This window comes from Streptomyces sp. NPDC031379, from assembly GCF_055569615.1.
The window spans coordinates 261,627-281,688 of sequence record NZ_JBVIIT010000010.1; the positions used below are offsets into that span (position 1 = coordinate 261,627).

Consider the following 20,062-nt stretch of genomic DNA (forward strand, 5'->3'; position numbering starts at 1 on the left):
GTATCAGGCGCGCGCGGCAGCGAGCGACTCGCGGGCTGCGGCGGCGACGTTCTCAGGGGTGAAGCCGAACTCGGCGAACAGGGTCCCGGCGTCCGCGGAGGCACCGAAGTGCTCGAGCGAGACGATGCGTCCGGCGTCGCCGACGAACCGGTACCAGGTCAGGCCGATGCCGGCCTCGACGGCGACCCGGGCCTTCACGGCCGGCGGCAGCACCCGCTCGCGGTACTCGCGCGGCTGCTCCTCGAACCACTCCACGCACGGCATCGAGACCACGCGGGTGCCGGTCCCCTCGGCCTCCAGCCGCTCCCGCGCGGCCACGGCCAGCTGCACCTCGGAGCCCGTCGCGATGATGACCACCTCCGGGACCTCGGTCGAGGACTCGCGCAGTACGTAGCCGCCCTTGGCCGTGTCCTCGTTCGGCGCGTACGTCGGCACGCCCTGGCGGGTGAGCGCGAGCCCGTGCGGGGCGGGGTTCGTGGCGTGCCTCTTCAGGATCTCGGCCCAGGCGATCGTGGTCTCGTTGGCGTCCGCCGGGCGGACGACGTTCAGGCCCGGGATGGCGCGCAGCGAGGCCAGGTGCTCGACCGGCTGGTGGGTGGGGCCGTCCTCGCCGAGGCCGATGGAGTCGTGCGTCCACACGTACGTCACCGGCAGCTGCATCAGCGCCGACATCCGGACGGCGTTGCGCATGTAGTCGGAGAAGACGAGGAAGGTGCCGCCGTAGACGCGGGTGTTGCCGTGCAGGGCGATGCCGTTCATCTCCGCGGCCATGGAGAACTCGCGGATGCCGAAGTGCACGGTACGGCCGTACGGGTCGGCCTCGGGCAGCGGGTTGCCCTTCGGCAGGAAGGAGCTGGCCTTGTCGATGGTGGTGTTGTTGGAGCCGGCCAGGTCGGCGGAGCCGCCCCACAGCTCCGGCAGCACCGGGCCGAGCGCCTGCAGCACCTTGCCGGAGGCGGCACGCGTCGCGACGGCCTTGCCCTCCTCGAACACCGGCAGGGTGTCCTGCCAGCCCTCGGGCAGCTCGCCCTTGCTGACGCGGTCGAACAGCTCGGCCCGCCCGGGCTGGGCGGCACGCCACTCGGCGATCCGCTTGTCCCAGGCCGCGTGCGCCTCGGCACCCCGGTCCAGGGCTTGGCGGGTGTGCTTCAGGACCTCGTCGGTGACCTCGAAGCTCTGCTCGGGGTCGAAGCCGAGGACGCGCTTGGTGGCGGCGATCTCGTCCGCGCCGAGCGCCGAGCCGTGGGAGGCCTCGGTGTTCTGCGCGTTCGGGGCGGGCCAGGCGATGATCGTGCGCATCGCGATGATCGAGGGTCGTTCGGTCTCCGCCCGGGCGGCCGTCAGCGCCGCGTGCAGGGCGGGTACGTCGATGTCGCCGCCGGCGGCCGGCTCGATGCGCTGGGTGTGCCAGCCGTAGGCCTCGTACCGCTTCAGCACGTCCTCGGAGAAGGCGGTCGCGGTGTCGCCCTCGATGGAGATGTGGTTGTCGTCGTAGAGGAAGACCAGGTTGCCGAGCTTCTGGTGGCCGGCGAGCGAGGAGGCCTCGGCGGAGACGCCCTCCTCCAGGTCGCCGTCGGAGACGATCGCCCAGACGGTGTGGTCGAAGGGGGACTCGCCCTGCGGGGCCTCCGGGTCGAACAGGCCGCGCTCGTAGCGGGCGGCCATCGCCATGCCGACGGCGTTCGCGACGCCCTGGCCGAGCGGGCCGGTGGTGGTCTCCACACCGGCGGTGTGCCCGTACTCGGGGTGACCCGGCGTCTTCGAGCCGTGCGTGCGGAACGCCTTCAGGTCCTCCAGCTCCAGCTCGTAGCCGGCGAGGAACAGCTGGGTGTAGAGGGTCAGCGAGGTGTGGCCGGGGGAGAGCACGAAGCGGTCACGGCCTGTCCACTCGGGGTCGGCCGGGTCGTGTCGCATCACCTTCTGAAAGATCGTGTACGCGGCGGGCGCCAGGCTCATCGCCGTGCCCGGGTGGCCGTTGCCGACCTTCTGCACCGCGTCGGCCGCCAGAAGACGGGCAGTGTCCACGGCTCGCCGGTCGAGGTCGGTCCACTCGAAGCTGTCGGAAGTCTGCGTGGTCATCTTCAAGAAGTCCTCGTTCAGTGCGGAAGGGCTGGCCGGACGCGTTCAAACTTAAAAGTCTGACTTTTTCGAAGGAAGGGCGGGGTGTGTCAGCCTGTGGTGAATCTGGGACAGCGATCGCGCGACAGGGGCGGCACGAAAAGGACATGGCAGCCATAAGAGACCAAGCTGACGGTGACGGGATCAGAACCTTCCCCTTCCCGGTCGACCTGGCCGTCGGTGGCGTCGGCATGCAGGTCGGCCCCATGGGGACCGACCGCACCTGGCACGCCGACGCCCCCCTGCACCGCGTCCACCGCATCGACTTCCACGTGGTCATGCTCTTCACCGACGGCCCCGTACGGCACATGATCGACTTCGCCGAGTACGAGGCGACGGCCGGCGACCTGCTGTGGATCCGCCCCGGACAGGTCCACCGGTTCTCCCGCGAGTCCGTGTACCGCGGAACCGTCCTCACCATGCAGCCCGGCTTTCTGCCACGGGCCACCGTCGAGGCCACCGGCCTCTACCGCTACGACCTGCCACCGCTGCTGCACCCCGATCCGGCCCAGCTGGGAGCACTCCAAACGGCCCTCGACCAGCTGCGCCGCGAGTACGAGGACACCGCGACGCTCCCGCTCAGCCTGCACACGGCCGTCCTCCGGCACAGCCTGACCGCGTTCCTGCTGCGCCTCGCCCATCTCGCGGCCAGTTCGGCCGAGGCGTCCCGGCGGCGGGCGGACACCACGTTCACCCGCTTCCGGGACGCCGTCGAGCAGGGCTTCCCCGCCAACCACAGCGTCAGCGCCTACGCGGACGCCCTCGGCTACTCCCGCCGCACCCTCGTCCGCGCCGTCCGCGCGGCCACCGGCGAGACCCCGAAGGGCTTCATCGACAAACGCGTCGTCCTGGAGGCCAAGCGCCTCCTCGCCCACACGGACCTGCCGATCGGCCGCGTCGGCGTGGCCGTGGGCTTCCCCGACGCGGCGAACTTCTCCAAGTTCTTCCACCTGCACACCGGTCAGACGCCGGTGGCGTTCCGGGCCGAGCTGCGCTGAAGGGACGGGCCGGAAGGCGCTGAGGGGGCGGGCCGTCGGGCCCGCCCCCTCGCACTGCCGCCGTCCGCGGGCGGCGGGTCAGTGGCCGAAGTCGAACCAGTTCACGTTCACGAAGTCGGCCGGCTGGCCGCTGGTGAAGGTGAGATAGACGTCATGGGTCCCGGTCACCGCGCCGATGTTCGCCGGGACCGTCCGCCAGGACTGCCACCCGCCCGTGCCGGCCAGGGCGAAACTGCCGATGGGCGCGTTGCCGCGGCTGTCCAGGCGTACTTCCACCAGACCGCTGACTCCGCCCGCGGCGCCGCTCGCGACCCTGGCGTAGAACTGCCTCGCCGCCGTCGAACCGAAGTCGACGCCCTTGTACAGCGCCCAGTCGCCGTTCGCGAGCGAGGCGATGTTCTGGCCGCCGCCCGTGTCCGTGGTCGTCTCGGTCCCGACGCCGGACTGGCTGTCGTAGGACTCGGCCTGGATGGCGCTGTAGGCGTCCCGGTTGCCGGAGGGCGGGGGAGTGGTGCCGCCCCCGCCCGAGGACTGCAGGACCTGCACGTAGTCCACGACCATCGGGTGGCCCGGCTCGGTCCCGCTGTCCGGGCCGCCGCCGAACGCGGCCGGGAAGCCGCCGCCCATCGCCACGTTGAGGATGAGGAAGTAGCCGTGGTTGGTGGCGTTGGCCCAGGTCGTCGCGTCGACCTGGTTGGCCCGCACGGTGTGGAAGGTGGCGCCGTCGAGGGAGAAGCGGATCTCCTCGGGGCTCGTCGAGCGGTCCCACTCCATCGCGTAGGTGTGGAAGCCGGCCTGGCAGGTGGTGCCGGTGCAGGAGGTGGAGTTGCCGATGCCCGAGGTCTCGTTGCACGGGCCGCCGGGGTTCGTGCCGCAGTGCATCGTGGCCCATTCGGTGTTCAGGCCCTGGACGTTCTCCATGATGTCCAGCTCGCCGACGCTCGGCCAGTTCCAGTAGTTGCCGCGGAACGGCGACCCGAGCATCCAGAACGCCGGCCAGTAGCCCTTCGCGGCGGCGCCGGTGACATTGGGCATCTGGATCCGGGCCTGGACGCGCAGCTTGCCGCCGGCCGGGGGCTGGAAGTCGGTGCGGGTGGTCTCGATCCGGCCGGAGGTCCAGTTGCCGGAGGCGTCGCGGCGCGGGGTGATGAGCAGGTTCCCGTTGCCGTCCAGAGCGACGTTGCTGGTGCTCGACGTCATCGTCTCGACCTCGCCGGTGCCCCAGTTGGCGGCGCCGCCGGGATAGGAAGTACCGGTGTCGTACTGCCAGTCGGCGGTGTTGACGCCGGAGCCGGCCGCGCCGTTGAAGTCGTCCGCGAAGACCTGCGTCCAGCCCGAGGGGGGCGTGGGCGCGGAGGCGTCTGCGGGTGCGGTGGCGGCCGTGGCGACGGCCGCGGCCAGGCCGAGGGTGGCGGCGACGGCGACGAGTGCGCGCCGCAGCGGACGGGGTCTGGATATGCCGGAGGATGCGCTCATGGGGGAGCCTCTCGGGTGCGGGGATGTGAGGAAAGCCGTATGGAAGCGCTCCCACGTCCACAACTGAGAGCGCTCTCAAGCTGCCGACAATGTGCTCCCCGCCCCGTCGGCCGTCAAGACTTGAAACAAGGAAAGTCGCATCCGTGCACGGGAGTTCACCGGCTGAAGCCGGTCCTGCCCACGCCCGCCCTGAGCCGGCTCCGCGCGGACACGCGAGGGTGACGCGCGGGGGCGCCGTCCGCCGGAACCCGCGGACCCGGACCTATCGTGGCGCGAGTACGGTCACCCATCCGACCGAGGACAGCGCATGAACGGTTCTCCGGCCGGCGTCGTCGAGGCGGCGTTCCGCCTCTACCGGTCACAGGACCGCGAGGCGGCCCTTCCTCTCTACGCCGACGACTTCACCTTCACCAGCCCCCAGGACGACCACATCGACAAGGCGGCGTTCTTCGAGCGCTGCTTCCCCACCGCCGAGCGGTTCACCGAGCAGCGGATCCTGCACCTCGTCGCCGTGGACGAGGAGCTGGTCCTCGTCGAGTACGCGTACGAGCTGACCGGCGGCGAGCGGTACCGCAACGTCGAGGCGGTCACCGTGCGCGACGGCCTCCTCCGGGAGGTGCGGGTCTTCTTCGGCGGCAAGGAGTGAACCGGGTGCCGGCGGCCGTGGGGCCGGCGGCGGCCATGGCCGAGCGGAGGTGAGCACGGCAGTGGGTGACGGCGACGAGTAGTGTTGCTGGCGCGTGCGGCGGCCCTGATCACGCCGGTGGGACCGGCGACCCGGTCCGCCCCGGGCGAGGCAGGGTGTCGAGGCGGTCCGGGCGGGAATCCCGGGAAGGGTGCGGGCGTGAAGCTGACGATTCTGGGCGGCGGCGGGTTCCGGGTGCCGCTGGTGTACGGCGCACTGCTGGCCGACCGTGCCGAGGGACGGGTCACCGAGGTCGTCCTGCACGACCTGGACGACCGCCGGCTGTTGGCCGTGACCCGGGTGCTGGCCGAGCAGGCCGCCGGCATCCCGGACGCACCCGAGGTGACCGCCTGCACCGACCTCGACGAGGCCCTGCGCGGCGCCGACTTCGTCTTCTCCGCGATCCGCGTCGGCGGCCTGGAAGGCCGGGCGAACGACGAACGGGTCGCGCTGGCGGAAGGCGTGCTCGGCCAGGAGACCGTCGGCGCGGGCGGGATCGCCTACGGTCTGCGCACCGTTCCCGTCGCCGTCGACATCGCCCGGCGCGTGGCCCGTCTCGCCCCCGATGCCTGGGTCATCAACTTCACCAACCCGGCAGGCCTGGTCACCGAGGCCATGTCCCACCACCTCGGCGACCGCGTCATCGGTATCTGCGACTCACCGGTCGGCCTCGGCCGCCGCATCGCCCGTGTTCTCGGCGCCGACCCGAAGGAGGCCTTCGTCGACTACGTCGGCCTCAACCACCTCGGCTGGGTGCGCGGGCTGCACGTCGCCGGACGGGACCTGCTCCCGCGCCTGCTCGGCGACCCCGAGCTGCTCGGCTCCTTCGAGGAGGGCAGGCTCTTCGGCACCGACTGGCTGCGGTCGCTCGGCGCGATCCCCAACGAGTACCTGCACTACTACTACTTCAACCGGGAGACGGTGCGCGCCTACCAGGAGGCCGGGAAGACCCGCGGCGCCTTCCTGCGCGACCAGCAGGCCAGGTTCTACGAGGAGGCGGTCGACCCGGGCGTCGCCGCGCTGCCCGCCTGGGACCGCACCCGCGCCGAGCGCGAGGCGACCTACATGGCGGAGAACCGGGAGAGCGCCGGGGCGGGCGAGCGCGAGGCCGACGATCTCTCCGGCGGCTACGAGAAGGTCGCCCTGGCCCTGATGCGGGCCATCGCCCGCGACGAACGCACCACCCTCATCCTCAACGTCCGCAACCGGTCCACCCTGTCCGTCCTCGACGCCGACGCGGTGATCGAGGTCCCCTGTCTGGTCGACGCGAACGGCGCCCATCCGCTGGCCGCCGGCCCGCTGCCCGGCCACGCCGCCGGACTGGTCTGCTCGGTCAAGGCCGTCGAGCGCGAGGTGCTCGCCGCGGCCGGGTCCGGTTCCCGTGCGACGGCCGTGAAGGCCTTCGCGCTGCACCCGCTGGTCGACTCGGTCACCGTGGCCCGCAGGCTGGTCGAGGGTTACACCGAGGTCCATCCCGGCCTGGCGTACCTCACATAGCCGTTTCGTTCACGGCCGAGGCCCGCCGAAGGCAGGGAGGGCCGCTCCGCCGAGCGGCCCTCCGCCGTCAGGCCCCGGCCGTCAGCCGGTGAAACCGGCCGTGATCGAGGTGAACTGCCAGTTGCTCTGGCTGATGCCGGAGCAGTTGCTCACCACGCCGCCGCCCGCGCACGGCCGGTCCCGGTTGACCGACCAGAAGGCGAGCCGGGCGATGTGGTGGGAGTTCGCCCAGTCGCGGATCTGGGTCCAGACCGCCGGAGTGGTCGTCTCCTGCTGGTCGGACAGACCGTTCATGCCGGAGATGCCGATGTGGGCGTAGGCGGTCGTGTCGTCCCAGCCGAAGGCGGACTTCAGCTTGTTCTTCAGTCCTTCGGTGGCGTTCACGGTGTTGCCGTACATGTCCGAGCCGCCGCCGAAGTCGAACGGCATGATGGTGAACACGTCGATGTTCGCGCCGAGCGCCTGCGCCTGCTCGATGAGCCGGTTGCCGTAGTACGTCGGCCCGGTGGTGGACGTGCCGAAGGTGACGATGGTCTTCAGGCCGGGGTTGTTGGCCTTGACCGTCTTCAGCGCGGTGAGGATCTTCGCCTGTACGGCCTCGTTCTCGAACTCGTCGGTGTTCTCGATGTCGAAGTCGACGGCCTTCAGGCCGTAGGCGTCGACCACTTTCTGGACGGCCCCGGCGAGCGCGCTCGCCGAGGAGCAGTTGGCGCCGAGCTTGCTGCCCGACCAGCCGCCGAACGACGGGACGATGTCACCGCCCGCGGAACGGATCTGGTTGATCGCCGTCTGGTCCACGCCGCCGGTCAGTGCCCGGCTGCCGTCCCAGGCCGGCGTGCAGCCACCGGAGTCCAGCACGAACGCCATCGTGAACCACTTGACGCCGGTCGCGCTCATCACCGTCGTCGGGTTCGGCGGATCGCCCCAGCCCTCGTACAGGTACGGGGCCGCCTGCTTGAACCCGGTACCGCCGCCGCTGCCCGCGTCGGTCGTCACCGTCACGGAGCCGGATGCGGGCGAGGCGTTCCCGGCCGCGTCCCGCGCCCGCACGGTGAACGTGTAACCCGTGCTCGGGGACAGCCCGCTGACCGTGGCGGACGTGCCCGAGACGCTGAGCACCGGGCTGCCGCCGCTGTAGATGTCGTACGCCGTCACGCCCACGTTGTCGGTGGCCGCGTTCCACTTCAGCGACACGCTCGAGGAGGTCTTGCCGGTGGAGGTGAGCCCGCTGGGCGCGGTCGGCGCCTGGGTGTCACCACCGCCCCCGCCGCCCGGGCCGTCGAGGCTGATGTCGTCGGCGTAGTAGGTGCCCTGGGCGTACCAGCCGTTCACATAGATGGTGGCGCTGGTCTGTGAGGCACCGGTGGTGAAGGGGACGCTGAGCCGGCTGTACGCGGACGGGGACGAGGTCCAGGTGGAGGCGCCGCCGTCGACGCCGAGGTACACATAGCTGCCGCGCACCCAACCGCTCAGGGTGTACGTCGTGTTGGGCTGCACGGTGACCGTCTGGCTGCACCGGGCGTTGTCGCTCGCGGTCACCGCGCCCTGCAGTGCCTTGGAGCCGCCGTGCACGGGCGAGGAGACGATCGAGCCGAGGTTGCCGGTGCAGGTCCAGGGGGAGAGGCCGCCGGACTCGAAGCCGGGGTTGGTGAGGAGGTTGGCCGCCTGGGCCGTACCGGGGAGGGCGACGGCCCCGCCGAGCGCGAGGGCCGCGGAACCGAGCAGAGCGAGAAGCCGGCGTCTGGGACGCCCGAATATGTGGCGCACGCGATCTCCCTGTGGGGATGGGGGTGTTCGGGAGTGCAGGGGAGTGCGGAAGCGTTGCGCCAACGAATTTGGTATGGACCAATCTGCCTGTCAAGGAGAACGACGGAATTGGTCCATACCGGTGAGGTGAGGCGCCCCCGAAGAGGCGCGGGAAAACGCGTGGCGAGCCCCGGCGGAACCCGCAACCGGCCTGCGGCCTACAGGGGCAGCGTCTCGGCAGCGGAAGCCGCCTGCACGGGCGAGGGCACGGCCGACAGCAGCATGTCGGCCGAGTCCACCCGCTGCCGCGGAAGCGCCGCCGGCACCAGCGGGCGCGGCCCGGACACCACCGTGTAGTCCTGCCCGAGGAAAGGCGGCTCGATGAACCCCGGGTCCTCACCCAGCGCGAGCCGCACGGCCGCCCAGGGCACGTTCACCCCGCAGAGTGACAGCTGGTGCAGTCCGCCGGCCGGCCGTGTGTTGACGTCGAGCAGCACCGGGCGGTCGCCGAGCATGCGGAACTGGATGTTGGACAGGTGGTGCAGGCCGAAGCCCTCGGCGATCAGCCGGGCCGGTCCCAGCCACCGCTCGTCCAGGGTGAAGCCCCGCCGGCGGCCGTTCTTGGTACGGCCCACCGCGAGCCGCACCCGGTTGTCCGCTCCGGTCAGGCAGTCGACGGACACCTCGGGCTGCTCCAGGCGCGGCATCACCAGCCAGTCCACCGGCTCCCCGGCCCGCTCCAGCGCCTCGACGACCAGGTCCAGCTGCACATACGGGCCGGGGAAGCCGGCGAGACCGGCCAGCGAGAAGGGGGCGCGCGTGATCACCCGGAAGCCGACCCCGCCCGCCCCCGACGCCGGTTTGAAGCAGGCCTTGTGCCCGGCCGCCTCCAACTCGCCCACGGCAGCAAGGAGTTCGTCCGCCGTGCGCACCCGCCACCAGGGCGGCACCGGGACGCCGACGGAGCGGACCGCCTCGTACGCGGTGCCCTTGTCCTCGAACACGGCCACCGCCTCGGGTGTCGGCGCCAGCAGTGCCGTACCCGCCGCCGCGAACTCGGCGCGGTGCGCCACGATCGCCGCCTGGTGCAGCCGGGGCACGAAGACGTCGATGCCCCGCCGGGTGCACTGGTCGAGCGCGTACTCGACGTAGGCGGCCGGGGACAGCCCCTCCGGCTCCAGGTCGGCGGTGTCGGCGGCGGCCAGCACGGGCGAGTCGGGATCCCCGTGCGTGGCGTGGATCTCCACCGCGCGGTCGCTGGGATTTCTCCGCAGCTGATCCATGAAGAACACGTTCTCCGCGTACGTGCGGTTGAGCCAGACGCGTACGCGAGAGAGCATGCAGGCCGCCTTTCGGGGGTGTGCGGGCAGGGCTGAGCGACCCGTGCCCGGGCAGGAGAGAGGAAGGGACACCAAACGGCCCTGCGGAAAGGGAAGAGAGGGGCGTTGGTGTTGGGGCGATCATACGGCTATCAAGAGCCCCCGCGTGCAACGCCGATGTTACGGATCCCCGGGAGCCGTTGGGTGGACCAGGGCCTCTTGTCCGTCGTCCGGGAATGTGTTCTGGTGGTGTGGGCGAGCCGGTGATCGAAAGGGGCGCAGGGTGGAGTCGACGGCCGGGGCCGGACAGCTGCTGGCCATCAGCGACCTGCACATCAGCTATCCGGAGAACCGCGCCCTGGTGGAGCGGATGCGCCCCGGCGGCGACGACGACTGGCTGATCGTCGCCGGTGACGTCGCGGAGACCGTCGCCGACGTCCGCTGGGCCCTCGGCACGCTCGCGGGCCGCTTCCGCAAGGTGCTGTGGGCGCCCGGCAACCACGAGCTGTGGACCCATCCGAGCGACTCCGTCACCCTGCGTGGCGTCGCCCGCTACGAGCACCTGGTCGAGGTGTGCCGGGAACTGGGCGTGGTCACCCCCGAGGATCCCTACCCGGTGTGGCACGGCGCCGGCGGCCCGGTGGCCGTCGCCCCGCTGTTCCTCCTGTACGACTACTCGTTCCTGCCGGCCGGCTGCGCCACCAAGGCCCAGGGGCTGGCCTACGCGGAGAGCACGGGCATCGTCTGCAACGACGAGTACCTGCTGCACCCCGACCCCTATCCGACCCGTGAGGACTGGTGCCGGGCCCGGGTCGCGGAGACGGAGCGCCGGCTCGCCGAGCTGCCCGCGGACCTGCCGACCGTGCTCGCCAACCACTACCCCCTGGACCGGCATCCCACCGAGGTCCTGTGGCACCCCGAGTTCGCCATGTGGTGCGGCACCGAGCTGACCGCGGACTGGCATCGCCGGTACCGCGTGGCCACAATGGTGTACGGCCATCTGCACATCCCCCGTACCACCTGGCACGACGGAGTCCGGTTCGAAGAGGTCTCCGTGGGATATCCCCGTGAATGGCGCAAGCGCCCCGGGCGCCCGGGAAAGCTGCGCCGCATCCTGCCGATGGAGGTGGACGCCGGTGATCGAGGAGCTGCTCCCGGAGTCGGTCGTGGCCGTGGAGGCACACCGTGACGACCCGCTGTGGGACGCCCCGCTGCACCCGGAGGAGGAGGTGCTCGTCGCGCGCGCCGTGGCCAAGCGCCGCCGTGAGTTCGCGGCCGTGCGCGGCTGCGCCCGGCGCGCCATGGAGAAGCTCGGTGTGCCGGCGCAGGCCGTCGTCAGTGGCGAGCGGGGCGCCCCGCGCTGGCCGGAGGGTCTCGCCGGCAGCATGACCCACTGCGACGGCTACTGCGCCGCCGCCCTGGTCCGCGCCACCGACCTGGCCTCCCTGGGGATCGACGCCGAACCGCACGGGCCGCTCCCGGAGGGCGTGGGCTCCTCCGTCTTCCTGCCCGCCGAGGCGGAGCGGCTCGCCCTGCTCGCCGGGCAGCGGCCCACCGTGCACTGGGACCGGCTGCTGTTCAGCGCCAAGGAGTCCGTCTACAAGGCGTGGTACCCCCTGACCCGCAAGTGGCTGGACTTCTCCGAGGCCGACATCACCCTCCTGCCGGGGGCCGACGGCGCGTCGGCCGGCACCCTGCGCGCCGAACTCCTCGTCCCCGGCCCCCTGGTCGGCGGCCGCCGGCTGCGGTCTTTCGACGGCCGCTGGGCCGTACGCGACGGAGTGGTGGCCACCACCGTCGTCGTACCGCACTTCTGACGGCGGCCACCGTCGCCCGCGTCGCGGCGCGTGCGTGACGGCGGGCACCCGCCCGGCCGGTCAGGCGGTCGGGCACCATGCGCGCAGCAGCCGGAAGAACTCCTCCTCGTTGCCCGCGAGTCCCGCCCGTGCGAGAGCCGCCTCCGCCTCGGCCAGCACGGCGGGCGGGACGACGGCGGGCCGGTCGCCGTCCGGTGGCCCGTCGAAGGCGGCGCGCACCGTGTGCAGCAGCCGCAGGTAGGCCTGTACTGCGGTGCGCTCACGGTCGGTCAGTACGGCGGTGGGCATCGGTCGGCTCTCTCCGGGTAGGCGTCACGGTCACGCGCCCTGCGGCGCCGCGCGCCGTGTCGTACGGCGCACGCTCCCAGCTTGCCGTCCACCACTGACAACGCCGTCCGGCTCCGTGTCGGTTCGCCCGCTCAGCGGAGGAGGAACCGTGCCCGCGCCCCCTGGACGCGGCCGGCGCGCACGGCACGGCCGCGCCGGGCGGGGCGGACGACGGAGACCTCCAGCGCTCTCCTGCCGGGCGGCGCTCCCGCACCGTGCCGCGCGCCGGCGCGCGGGGCCCCGGTCGGCGGTGCGGACCGGGGTGTCCCGGGGACGCCTCGATGCGGCCGGCCGGGCCGTCGCGTAGCACAGCGCCCAACCGGCGGCCCGTGTACGGCACTTGGCGTCCGGCGGCAGGCCGAAGGCCGCACGGCCGGAGTACGTCTTCGGCGACGGCCGGAGCACGTCCCTGGCGGTGCCCGCGGTCCTGCCCGGCCTCACGCCTCGGGTCGTTTGACGCTCTCCAGAAGCATGTCGAGCCACTCCGCGACCTTGTCCCGGTGCTGGTCGGTGGGCAACTGCGCGGCCCGCCAGGCGATCCCGCGCACCCCGTGGTCCTGCAACAGCCGTTCCAGCGGGTCCTCGGCGGCCTCGACCGCGGCCCGCTCCCGGTCGGCGAGCTTCTGCAGCAGCTCCTGCTCGGTGCGCTGCAGTGCGCCGGCCAGCGCCTCGGGATCCTCCGCGGTGAGGAAACCGGCGTGCACCCGGAAGAAGCGCTGGAGCGCGTCGCAGTGCTCCATCGTGGGCCGCCGGTCGCCGTTGATGAGGGCGCCGGCCTGCTGCCGGGACATGCCCGCCCCGTCGGCGATCTCCTGCTGGGTGTACTTGCGGCCGTTGGGCTTCAGCCGGGTGCGGCGCAGCAGGTCCAGGCGCTGCAGAAAACGGGCCTGGACGTCCGGTTCGCCCGCGGGCCGCCCGCTGAGCAGGGCCTTGACCACCGGCTCGGGCACCCCACAGCCGGTGCACAGGCGCCCGACGTCGAAGACCTCGGCGTGCGGTACACCGAGCCGGTCGGCGAGCGCGGTGACGCGGGCGACGACGGCCGGCAGCTGGGCGGTCGCCGCGGCGCCCGGATCCTCGTAGCCATCCGTCACCGACAGAACTCCTACGTCTCTCGAGGGCTTCAGACGCGTGCGTGTTCTCGCAAGCGGTCGCCGTGAACTTCCCGGAGATTAGCGGGTGCCTCGAACTCACATCCAGGTCTCGCCACAACTGTGGCGAATTTCAGCCGTCAACCGGCATGAAATGCCACGATAGTTGACATCGCTTGGGGCGGGGCAGCAGGATCACATCGCCGCGTGAAGGCCGCAGAGGCAAGAGGGGTGACCTCCCGATGGCACATCAGGCAGGAGGGCCCGTCCCCGAGACCTGCGAGACCCAGGCGTACCTTGCGGACTACGCCATGCTGCTGGAGGCCCTGCCCTTCCCGTCCCTGGTCGTCGACCACCGCTGGAACGTGGTGACGGCCAACGGGGCGTTCGAGGCACTCTTCCGTGGCGTGCGCCCTCATCCGACGGCCATGCCCGGTGACAACTTCCTGAGGTTCGTCCTGTTCCACCCCGACGCGGCCGACGTCCTCGGCGACCACGAGCCGGGCTGGTGCCTGCCGATGCTGGCCCACCTGCGCACCGCGCTGGAGACGTGCGGCCACGATCACGAACTCCAGGCGGTCCGCCGGGACATCGCCCAGGACCCGCTCATGGAGGCCGCCTACCGGCAGGGGCTGCCGCACTGGATCCGGGCTGTCGGCGAGGCCGCGACGCGGCTCGACGGGGCGGTGCGGCTGCTGCTCCACCCCGATCCGCGCCGGGGCCCCGTCGAGTGCCGGATCGTGGAGGAGACCCCCCAGACCCTGCGGGACCTCGGCCACCGGCGCCTGACGATGGTCCTGCGCGACCCCCGCCGGACGGCCTCGGCGGTGCGCCGCCCGCGCCGGCCCCGTGGCACGGCCACGCATCTGACGGTCGTCCCGTCGCCCGAGGACTGACCCGGCACCGCCGGTGTTCAGGTCACCGGCGGCGCCGGGTCAAGAGTGCCCGCTCCCCTGACGCGGGCGGCTCGCACCCCAGGTTACGCAAACAGCTTGCGTAAATTGCGCTACGCTTGCGTTCATGACGCGACGACTTGCGGAAGTGGCGAAGAAGGTCGGGGTCAGCGAGGCCACGGTCAGCCGGGTGCTCAACGGCAAACCCGGAGTCTCCGAAGTCACCCGGCAGGCGGTGCTGTCCGCCCTCGACGTCCTCGGCTACGAGCGGCCCACCCAGCTGCGCGGCGAGCGCGCCCGGCTCGTCGGCCTGGTCCTGCCGGAGCTGCAGAACCCCATCTTCCCGGCGTTCGCCGAGGTCATCGGCGGCGCGCTCGCCCAGCTCGGACTCACCCCGGTGCTGTGCACGCAGACCAAGGGCGGCGTCTCGGAGGCGGACTACGTCGAGCTGTTGCTGCAGCAGCAGGTCTCCGGCGTCGTCTTCGCCGGCGGCCTGTACGCCCAGGCCGAGGCGCCGCACGACCACTACCGCCTGCTCGCCGACCGCAACATCCCCGTCGTGCTGGTCAACGCGGCCATCGAGCACCTCGGTTTCCCGAGCGTGTCCTGCGACGACGCCGTCGCGGTGGAGCAGGCCTGGCGGCACCTGGCCTCCCTCGGCCATGAGCGCATCGGCCTGGTCCTCGGCCCCGGCGACCATGTGCCCTCGGCCCGCAAACTGGCCGCGGCCCGGGCCGTCGCCGGCGACCTGCCGGAGGAGTACGTGGCCCGCGCCATCTTCTCCATCGAGGGCGGTCACGCCGCCGCCTCCCGGCTCATCGACCGCGGCGTCACCGGCATCATCTGCGCCAGCGACCCCCTCGCGCTCGGCGCCGTCCGGGCGGCCCGCCGCAAGGGGTACGACGTCCCCGGCCGGATCTCCGTCGTCGGCTACGACGACTCCGCCTTCATGAACTGCACCGAACCCCCGCTCACCACGGTCCGCCAGCCCATCGAGGCCATGGGCCGTGCGGCCGTCGAGCTGCTGAACGCGCAGATCGGCGGCACCGCCGTACCCGCGGAAGAGCTGCTGTTCGAGCCGGAGCTGGTGGTGCGCGGATCCACCGCGCAAGCGCCGCGCGACTGAGACGGGAGACCGAGCGGACTCTTTCCATCCGCCTGTCAAATAATTACAGATTCTGCGCGACATCTTGCGATCCGGTGTCGGCGGTGCTTGAGTGTGCGGCGCCCACTGCTCCTGCCACGAGGGGTCCACCGATGAGAAGCACCGGGTTCCGCCGTACTTTTGTCGCGATCGGCGTCTGTTCGTCCCTCGCCCTCGCCGCCACCGCCTGCGGTTCGGGCGACGACGACTCGGCGAGCGGCAAGACCCGCATCACCGTCAACTGCGAGCCGCCCAAGAGCGCCAAGGTCGACCGGTCGTTCTTCGAGGAGGACCTCGCCTCCTTCGCGAAGCAGAACCCGGACATCGACGTCGTCGCGCACGACGCCTTCCCCTGCCAGGACCCGAAGACCTTCGACGCCAAGCTCGCCGGCGGCCAGATGGAGGACGTCTTCTACACGTACTTCACCGACGCCAGGCACGTCGTCGACATCCGCCAGGCCGCGGACCTCACCCCGTACCTCAAGGAGCTGAAGAGCTACGACAGCATCCAGAAGCAGCTGCGGGACATCTACACCGTCGACGGCAAGGTCTACGGCATCCCGCGCACCGGCTACTCGATGGGCCTGATCTACAACCGCAAGCTCTTCGAGAAGGCCGGCCTCGACCCCGACAAGCCCCCGGCCACCTGGGACGAGGTCCGCGCCGCCGCCAAGAAGATCGCCGCCCTCGGCAACGGCACCGTCGGATACGCCGACTACAGCGCCCAGAACCAGGGTGGCTGGCACTTCACCGCCGAGATGTACGCGCAGGGCGGGGACGTCGTCAGCGCCGACGGCAAGAAGGCGACCGTCGACACCCCCGAGGGCCACGCCGTCCTGCAGAACCTGCACGACATGCGGTGGACCGACAACTCGATGGGCAGCAAACAGCTCCTCGTCATCAACGACGTGCAGCAGATGATGGGTTCGGGCAAGCTCGGCATGTACCTCTCCGCCCCCGACAACCTCCCGATCCTGGTCAAGGAGAAGGGCGGCAACTTCAAGGACCTCGCCCTGGCCCCCATGCCCGGCGGCAAGGGCACCCTCATCGGCGGCGACGGCTACATGTTCAACAAGAAGGACACGCCCGCCCAGATCCGCGCCGGCCTCAAGTGGCTCGACCACATGTTCCTCACCCCGGGATCGGGTTTCCTCGGCGACTACGCCCGCGCCAAGAAGCACGACGCCCCCGTCGGCCTGCCAGAGCCGCGCCTGTTCAGCGGCGCCGCCGACGCCAAGGACCAGGAGATCAAGAAGGCCAACGCCAACGTCCCGGTGGAGAACTACCAGGCCTTCCTCGACGGCAACCAGAACCTCCGGATGAAGATCGAGCCGCCGAACGCCCAGCAGATCTACTCCGTCCTCGACGGCACCGTCTCCGCCGTCCTCACCAAGAAGGACGCCGACATCGACCAGCTCCTCGAGGAGGCGTCCGGCAAGATCGACAGCATCCTGGCCCGGAGCTGACCGCCATGACCAAGACGGCCGAGCGGCGCCCCCTGGCAGGGGCCGCCGCCCACCCGGTCCCGGCGCCGCCCCCGGCAGGGGACCTGAGGCGGCGCCGCCTCATCGACCAGGCCCGTGCCTACGCCTTCCTCCTCGGCGGCCTGATCTGCTTCGCCCTGTTCTCCTGGTACCCGGCGATCCGCGCCGTCGTGATCGCCTTCCAGAAGTACACGCCGGGCTCGTCGCCCGAATGGGTCGGCACCGCCAACTTCACCCGCGTCCTGCACGACCCCGAATTCACCGCGGCCTGGCGCAACACCCTCACCTTCACCCTGCTCGCCCTGCTCCTCGGCTTCGCGGTCCCCTTCGTGCTCGCCCTCGTCCTCAACGAGCTGCGGCACGCCAAGGCCTTCTTCCGGGTCGTGGTCTACCTGCCCGTGATGATCCCGCCGGTGGTCAGCGCCCTGCTGTGGAAGTGGTTCTACGACCCCGGAGCCGGCCTCGCCAACGAGGCCCTGCGGTTCCTGCACCTGCCCACGTCCAACTGGTCCAACGGCGCCGACACCGCGCTCGTCTCCCTCGTCATCGTGGCGACCTGGGCCAACATGGGCGGCACCGTCCTCATCTACCTGGCCGCCCTGCAGTCCGTCCCCGGCGAGCTGTACGAGGCCGCCGAGCTGGACGGCGCGAACCTGCTCCAGCGCATCCGGCACGTCACGATCCCGCAGACCCGGTTCGTGATCCTGATGCTGATGCTCCTGCAGATCATCGCCACCATGCAGGTGTTCACCGAACCCTTCGTCATCACCGGCGGTGGCCCGGAGGACGCGACCGTCACCGTCCTCTACCTCATCTACAAGTACGCCTTCCTCTACAACGACTTCGGCGGCGCCTGCGCCCTCAGCGTGATGCTCCTGCTCCTGCTCGGCGCCTTCTCCGCGCTCTATCTGCGGCTCACCCGCTCCGAGGGGGACGCATGAGCAGCACCACCCGCACCCTGATCTCCCCGGCCACCCTCGCCCGCCCGCGCGGAAAGGCCCTCTACTGGACGGTGTTCACCGCCGTCGTGATCCTCTTCGCGCTGGCCTTCCTCTTCCCGGTCTACTGGATGGCGACCGGAGCGCTGAAGTCCCCCGACGAGGTGGCCCAGACCCCGCCGACCCTCGTGCCGCGCCACTGGAGCCTCGGCGGCTACACCGACGCCTGGGACCTGATGGAACTCCCGCAGCACCTGCTGAACACGCTCGTCCAGGCGGCCGGCGCCTGGGCCTTCCAGCTGGTGTTCTGCACGGCCGCCGCCTACGCCCTGTCCAAGCTGAGACCGGCCTTCGGCAACGTGATCCTCGGCGGCATCCTCGCCACCCTCATGGTCCCGGCGCAGGCGCTCGTCGTCCCCAAGTACCTCACCGTCGCCGACCTGCCGCTCATCCACACCAGCCTGCTCAACGACCCCCTCGCCATCTGGCTGCCGGCGGTCGCCAACGCCTTCAACCTGTATCTGCTCAAACGGTTCTTCGACCAGCTGCCGCGCGATGTGCTGGAGGCCGCCGAGATGGACGGCGCCGGCAAGCTGCGCATCCTGTGGTCGGTCGTCCTGCCCATGTCCCGGCCGGTCCTCGGCGTGGTGTCCATCTTCGCGCTGGTCGCCGTCTGGCAGGACTTCCTGTGGCCGCTGATGGTCTTCTCCGACACCGGCAAACAGCCGATCAGCGTGGCCCTCGTCCAGCTGTCGCAGAACATCCAGCTCACCGTGCTCATCGCCGCGATGGTGATCGCCAGCATCCCGATGGTGGCGCTGTTCCTCGTCTTCCAGCGGCACATCATCGCCGGGATCAGCGCGGGCAGCACCAAGGGCTGAACCGCCCTGAGAACCCCGAGACAGAAAGGCACGCACCGTGGGACAGCCCACCCCTGCCCGCAACTCCGACTGGTGGCGCTCCGCCGTCATCTACCAGGTGTACGTCCGCAGCTTCGCGGACGGCGACGGCGACGGCACCGGCGACCTCGCGGGCGTCCGCGCACGGCTGCCGTACCTCGCCGAACTCGGCGTGGACGCCCTGTGGTTCACCCCCTGGTACCTGTCACCGCTGAAGGACGGCGGCTACGACGTCGCCGACTACCGGACCATCGACCCGGCCTTCGGCACCCTCGCCGAGGCGGAGAAACTCATCGCCGAGGCGCGGGAGCTGGGCATCCGGACCATCGTCGACATCGTGCCCAACCACGTCTCCGACCAGCACCCCTGGTTCCGGGCCGCGCTGGCCGCCGGGCCCGGCAGCCCGGAGCGCGAACTGTTCCACTTCCGGCCCGGCCGCGGACCCGACGGCGAACTCCCTCCCAACGACTGGCCGTCGCAGTTCGTCGGCTCCACCGAACCGGTGTGGACACGGCTGCCCGACGGCGACTGGTACCTGCACCTGTTCACCCCCGAGCAGCCGGACCTCAACTGGGCGCACCCGGCGGTCCGCCAGGAACACGAGGACATCCTGCGGTTCTGGTTCGAGCGGGGCGTCGCGGGCGTCCGCATCGACTCGGCGGCCCTGCTCGCCAAGGACCCGGACCTGCCCGACCTCGCTTCGCACCCCGAGCCGCACCCGTTCGTCGACCGCGACGACCTCCACGACGTCTACCGCTCCTGGCGCGCCGTGGCCGACGCCTACGACGGCGTGTTCGTCGGCGAGGTCTGGCTGCCCGACCCCGAGCGCTTCGCCCGCTACCTGCGCCCCGACGAACTCCACACCGCCTTCAACTTCTCCTTCCTCTCCTGTCCCTGGGACGCCGAGCGGCTGCGCGCCTCGATCGACACCACCCTCGCCGAGCACGCCCCCGTCGGGGCCCCGGCCACCTGGGTGCTGTGCAACCACGACGTCACCCGCACGGTCACCCGGTACGGCCGTGAGGACACCGCCTTCGACTTCGCCACCAAGGCCTTCGGCACCCCGACGGACCTGGTGCTCGGCACCCGCAGGGCCCGCGCGGCCGCCCTGCTGTCGCTGGCGCTGCCCGGCTCGGTGTACGTCTACCAGGGGGAGGAGCTGGGGCTGCCGGAGGCAGCGATCCCGCGCGAGCGCATCCAGGATCCGATGTACTTCCGCTCGCAGGGCGCCGACCCCGGCCGCGACGGCTGCCGGGTGCCGCTGCCCTGGGCCGCCGGTATGCCGCATGCGGGCTTCGGTTCCCCCGGGGAGCCGTGGCTGCCGCAGCCGGCCGACTGGCCCTCGTACGCCGTGGACCGGCAGCAGGACGACCCGCACTCCATGCTCTCGCTCTACCGCGAGGCCATCGCCACCCGCCCGGTGTTCGGCGACGACCCCCTGACCTGGCTGCCCGCCCCCGACGGCGTCCTCGCCTTCTCCCGCGCGGACGGCGTGCTGTGCGTGGTGAACCTCGCCGCCGCCTCCGCCGAACTGCCCGCGCACTCCCGGCTCCTGCTGAGCAGCGGCCCGCTGGACGACGCGGGCCGGCTGCCCCAGGACACGGCGGCCTGGCTGCGCGCCTGAGCCGAC

The 20,062-nt window shown here is 71.4% G+C and carries 17 protein-coding genes; 11 read left to right on the top strand and 6 right to left on the bottom strand.

What is annotated here, in order from left to right; translation table 11 throughout:
• Positions 1-3: 3 nt before the first annotated feature.
• On the bottom strand, positions 4-2,079 hold the full coding sequence (gene tkt / locus ACZ5CW_RS17305) for a transketolase (protein ID WP_468602012.1): 2,076 nt from the start codon (positions 2,077-2,079) through the stop codon (positions 4-6).
• Between the two features lie 146 nt (positions 2,080-2,225).
• On the opposite strand from tkt, the gene ACZ5CW_RS17310 reads away from it, so the two are divergent.
• A complete protein-coding gene (locus ACZ5CW_RS17310; protein ID WP_468602014.1) occupies positions 2,226-3,116 on the top strand; it encodes a helix-turn-helix domain-containing protein in 891 nt (296 codons plus the stop codon).
• 78 nt (positions 3,117-3,194) lie between these two features.
• Here ACZ5CW_RS17310 and ACZ5CW_RS17315 read toward each other — a convergent pair whose 3' ends face one another.
• Complete coding sequence (locus tag ACZ5CW_RS17315; RefSeq protein WP_468602016.1) at positions 3,195-4,592, bottom strand: glycoside hydrolase family 16 protein; 1,398 nt, start codon at positions 4,590-4,592, stop codon at positions 3,195-3,197.
• A 307-nt stretch (positions 4,593-4,899) separates the two neighbouring features.
• On the opposite strand from ACZ5CW_RS17315, the gene ACZ5CW_RS17320 reads away from it, so the two are divergent.
• The gene (locus ACZ5CW_RS17320) at positions 4,900-5,238 is read left to right on the top strand and encodes a nuclear transport factor 2 family protein (RefSeq protein ID WP_468602018.1); all 339 of its coding nucleotides are present in this window, start codon (positions 4,900-4,902) and stop codon (positions 5,236-5,238) included.
• Positions 5,239-5,436: 198 nt separating this feature from the next.
• Positions 5,437-6,774: a 6-phospho-beta-glucosidase gene (locus ACZ5CW_RS17325; protein ID WP_468602020.1), complete on the top strand. Its 1,338-nt coding sequence runs from the start codon at positions 5,437-5,439 to the stop codon at positions 6,772-6,774.
• An 81-nt stretch (positions 6,775-6,855) separates the two neighbouring features.
• Here the strand turns inward: ACZ5CW_RS17325 and ACZ5CW_RS17330 are convergent, their stop codons facing one another.
• Together ACZ5CW_RS17330 and ACZ5CW_RS17335 are read right to left on the bottom strand one after the other, a co-directional pair.
• On the bottom strand, positions 6,856-8,541 hold the full coding sequence (locus ACZ5CW_RS17330; protein WP_468602022.1) for a carbohydrate binding domain-containing protein: 1,686 nt from the start codon (positions 8,539-8,541) through the stop codon (positions 6,856-6,858).
• A 197-nt stretch (positions 8,542-8,738) separates the two neighbouring features.
• Positions 8,739-9,860, bottom strand: coding sequence for an ATP-grasp domain-containing protein (locus ACZ5CW_RS17335; protein WP_468602024.1), 1,122 nt, complete (start codon positions 9,858-9,860; stop codon positions 8,739-8,741).
• 262 nt (positions 9,861-10,122) lie between these two features.
• Here ACZ5CW_RS17335 and ACZ5CW_RS17340 point away from each other — a divergent pair, with 262 nt between their 5' ends.
• Together ACZ5CW_RS17340 and ACZ5CW_RS17345 are read left to right on the top strand one after the other, a co-directional pair.
• Positions 10,123-11,028, top strand: a complete 906-nt coding sequence (locus ACZ5CW_RS17340; RefSeq protein ID WP_468602026.1) for a metallophosphoesterase family protein — start codon at positions 10,123-10,125, stop codon at positions 11,026-11,028.
• Complete coding sequence (locus ACZ5CW_RS17345; protein ID WP_468602028.1) at positions 10,976-11,656, top strand: 4'-phosphopantetheinyl transferase family protein; 681 nt, start codon at positions 10,976-10,978, stop codon at positions 11,654-11,656. The genes ACZ5CW_RS17340 and ACZ5CW_RS17345 overlap by 53 nt, the downstream gene beginning before the upstream one ends.
• Before the next feature lie 60 nt (positions 11,657-11,716).
• On the opposite strand, the gene ACZ5CW_RS17350 is transcribed toward ACZ5CW_RS17345, so the two are convergent.
• Positions 11,717-11,944 (bottom strand): hypothetical protein, encoded by a 228-nt coding sequence (locus ACZ5CW_RS17350; RefSeq protein WP_468602030.1) that lies wholly within the window; start codon positions 11,942-11,944, stop codon positions 11,717-11,719.
• A gap of 476 nt (positions 11,945-12,420) precedes the next feature.
• Positions 12,421-13,077 (bottom strand): helix-turn-helix domain-containing protein, encoded by a 657-nt coding sequence (locus ACZ5CW_RS17355; protein WP_468602031.1) that lies wholly within the window; start codon positions 13,075-13,077, stop codon positions 12,421-12,423.
• Between the two features lie 239 nt (positions 13,078-13,316).
• On the opposite strand from ACZ5CW_RS17355, the gene ACZ5CW_RS17360 reads away from it, so the two are divergent.
• The 6 genes from ACZ5CW_RS17360 to ACZ5CW_RS17385 all read left to right on the top strand — a co-directional run bounded on the left by ACZ5CW_RS17360 (position 13,317) and on the right by ACZ5CW_RS17385 (position 20,056).
• On the top strand, positions 13,317-13,970 hold the full coding sequence (locus ACZ5CW_RS17360; RefSeq protein WP_468602033.1) for an MmyB family transcriptional regulator: 654 nt from the start codon (positions 13,317-13,319) through the stop codon (positions 13,968-13,970).
• Between the two features lie 124 nt (positions 13,971-14,094).
• The gene (locus ACZ5CW_RS17365) at positions 14,095-15,093 is read left to right on the top strand and encodes a LacI family DNA-binding transcriptional regulator (RefSeq protein WP_468602035.1); all 999 of its coding nucleotides are present in this window, start codon (positions 14,095-14,097) and stop codon (positions 15,091-15,093) included.
• Positions 15,094-15,224: 131 nt separating this feature from the next.
• Positions 15,225-16,577 carry an ABC transporter substrate-binding protein gene (locus ACZ5CW_RS17370; protein WP_468602038.1) on the top strand — a complete coding sequence of 451 codons (1,353 nt, stop codon included), beginning with the start codon at positions 15,225-15,227 and terminating at the stop codon, positions 16,575-16,577.
• Positions 16,578-16,582: 5 nt separating this feature from the next.
• A complete protein-coding gene (locus ACZ5CW_RS17375) occupies positions 16,583-17,536 on the top strand; it encodes a carbohydrate ABC transporter permease (protein WP_468602040.1) in 954 nt (317 codons plus the stop codon).
• The gene (locus ACZ5CW_RS17380; protein ID WP_468602042.1) at positions 17,533-18,414 is read left to right on the top strand and encodes a carbohydrate ABC transporter permease; all 882 of its coding nucleotides are present in this window, start codon (positions 17,533-17,535) and stop codon (positions 18,412-18,414) included. The genes ACZ5CW_RS17375 and ACZ5CW_RS17380 overlap by 4 nt, the downstream gene beginning before the upstream one ends.
• A 37-nt stretch (positions 18,415-18,451) precedes the next feature.
• Positions 18,452-20,056 (top strand): glycoside hydrolase family 13 protein, encoded by a 1,605-nt coding sequence (locus ACZ5CW_RS17385; protein WP_468602044.1) that lies wholly within the window; start codon positions 18,452-18,454, stop codon positions 20,054-20,056.
• The last annotated feature ends 6 nt before the right edge of the window (positions 20,057-20,062 follow it).

Coding starts and splice junctions, on each gene's coding strand:
- tkt (WP_468602012.1), bottom strand. CDS start 2,079: ATGACCACGCAGACTTCCGACAGCTTCGAGTGGACCGACCTCGACCGG.
- ACZ5CW_RS17315 (WP_468602016.1), bottom strand. CDS start 4,592: ATGAGCGCATCCTCCGGCATATCCAGACCCCGTCCGCTGCGGCGCGCA.
- ACZ5CW_RS17370 (WP_468602038.1), top strand. CDS start 15,225: ATGAGAAGCACCGGGTTCCGCCGTACTTTTGTCGCGATCGGCGTCTGT.
- ACZ5CW_RS17365 (WP_468602035.1), top strand. CDS start 14,095: ATGACGCGACGACTTGCGGAAGTGGCGAAGAAGGTCGGGGTCAGCGAG.
- ACZ5CW_RS17310 (WP_468602014.1), top strand. CDS start 2,226: ATGGCAGCCATAAGAGACCAAGCTGACGGTGACGGGATCAGAACCTTC.
- ACZ5CW_RS17380 (WP_468602042.1), top strand. CDS start 17,533: ATGAGCAGCACCACCCGCACCCTGATCTCCCCGGCCACCCTCGCCCGC.
- ACZ5CW_RS17360 (WP_468602033.1), top strand. CDS start 13,317: ATGGCACATCAGGCAGGAGGGCCCGTCCCCGAGACCTGCGAGACCCAG.
- ACZ5CW_RS17320 (WP_468602018.1), top strand. CDS start 4,900: ATGAACGGTTCTCCGGCCGGCGTCGTCGAGGCGGCGTTCCGCCTCTAC.
- ACZ5CW_RS17350 (WP_468602030.1), bottom strand. CDS start 11,944: ATGCCCACCGCCGTACTGACCGACCGTGAGCGCACCGCAGTACAGGCC.
- ACZ5CW_RS17335 (WP_468602024.1), bottom strand. CDS start 9,860: ATGCTCTCTCGCGTACGCGTCTGGCTCAACCGCACGTACGCGGAGAAC.
- ACZ5CW_RS17375 (WP_468602040.1), top strand. CDS start 16,583: ATGACCAAGACGGCCGAGCGGCGCCCCCTGGCAGGGGCCGCCGCCCAC.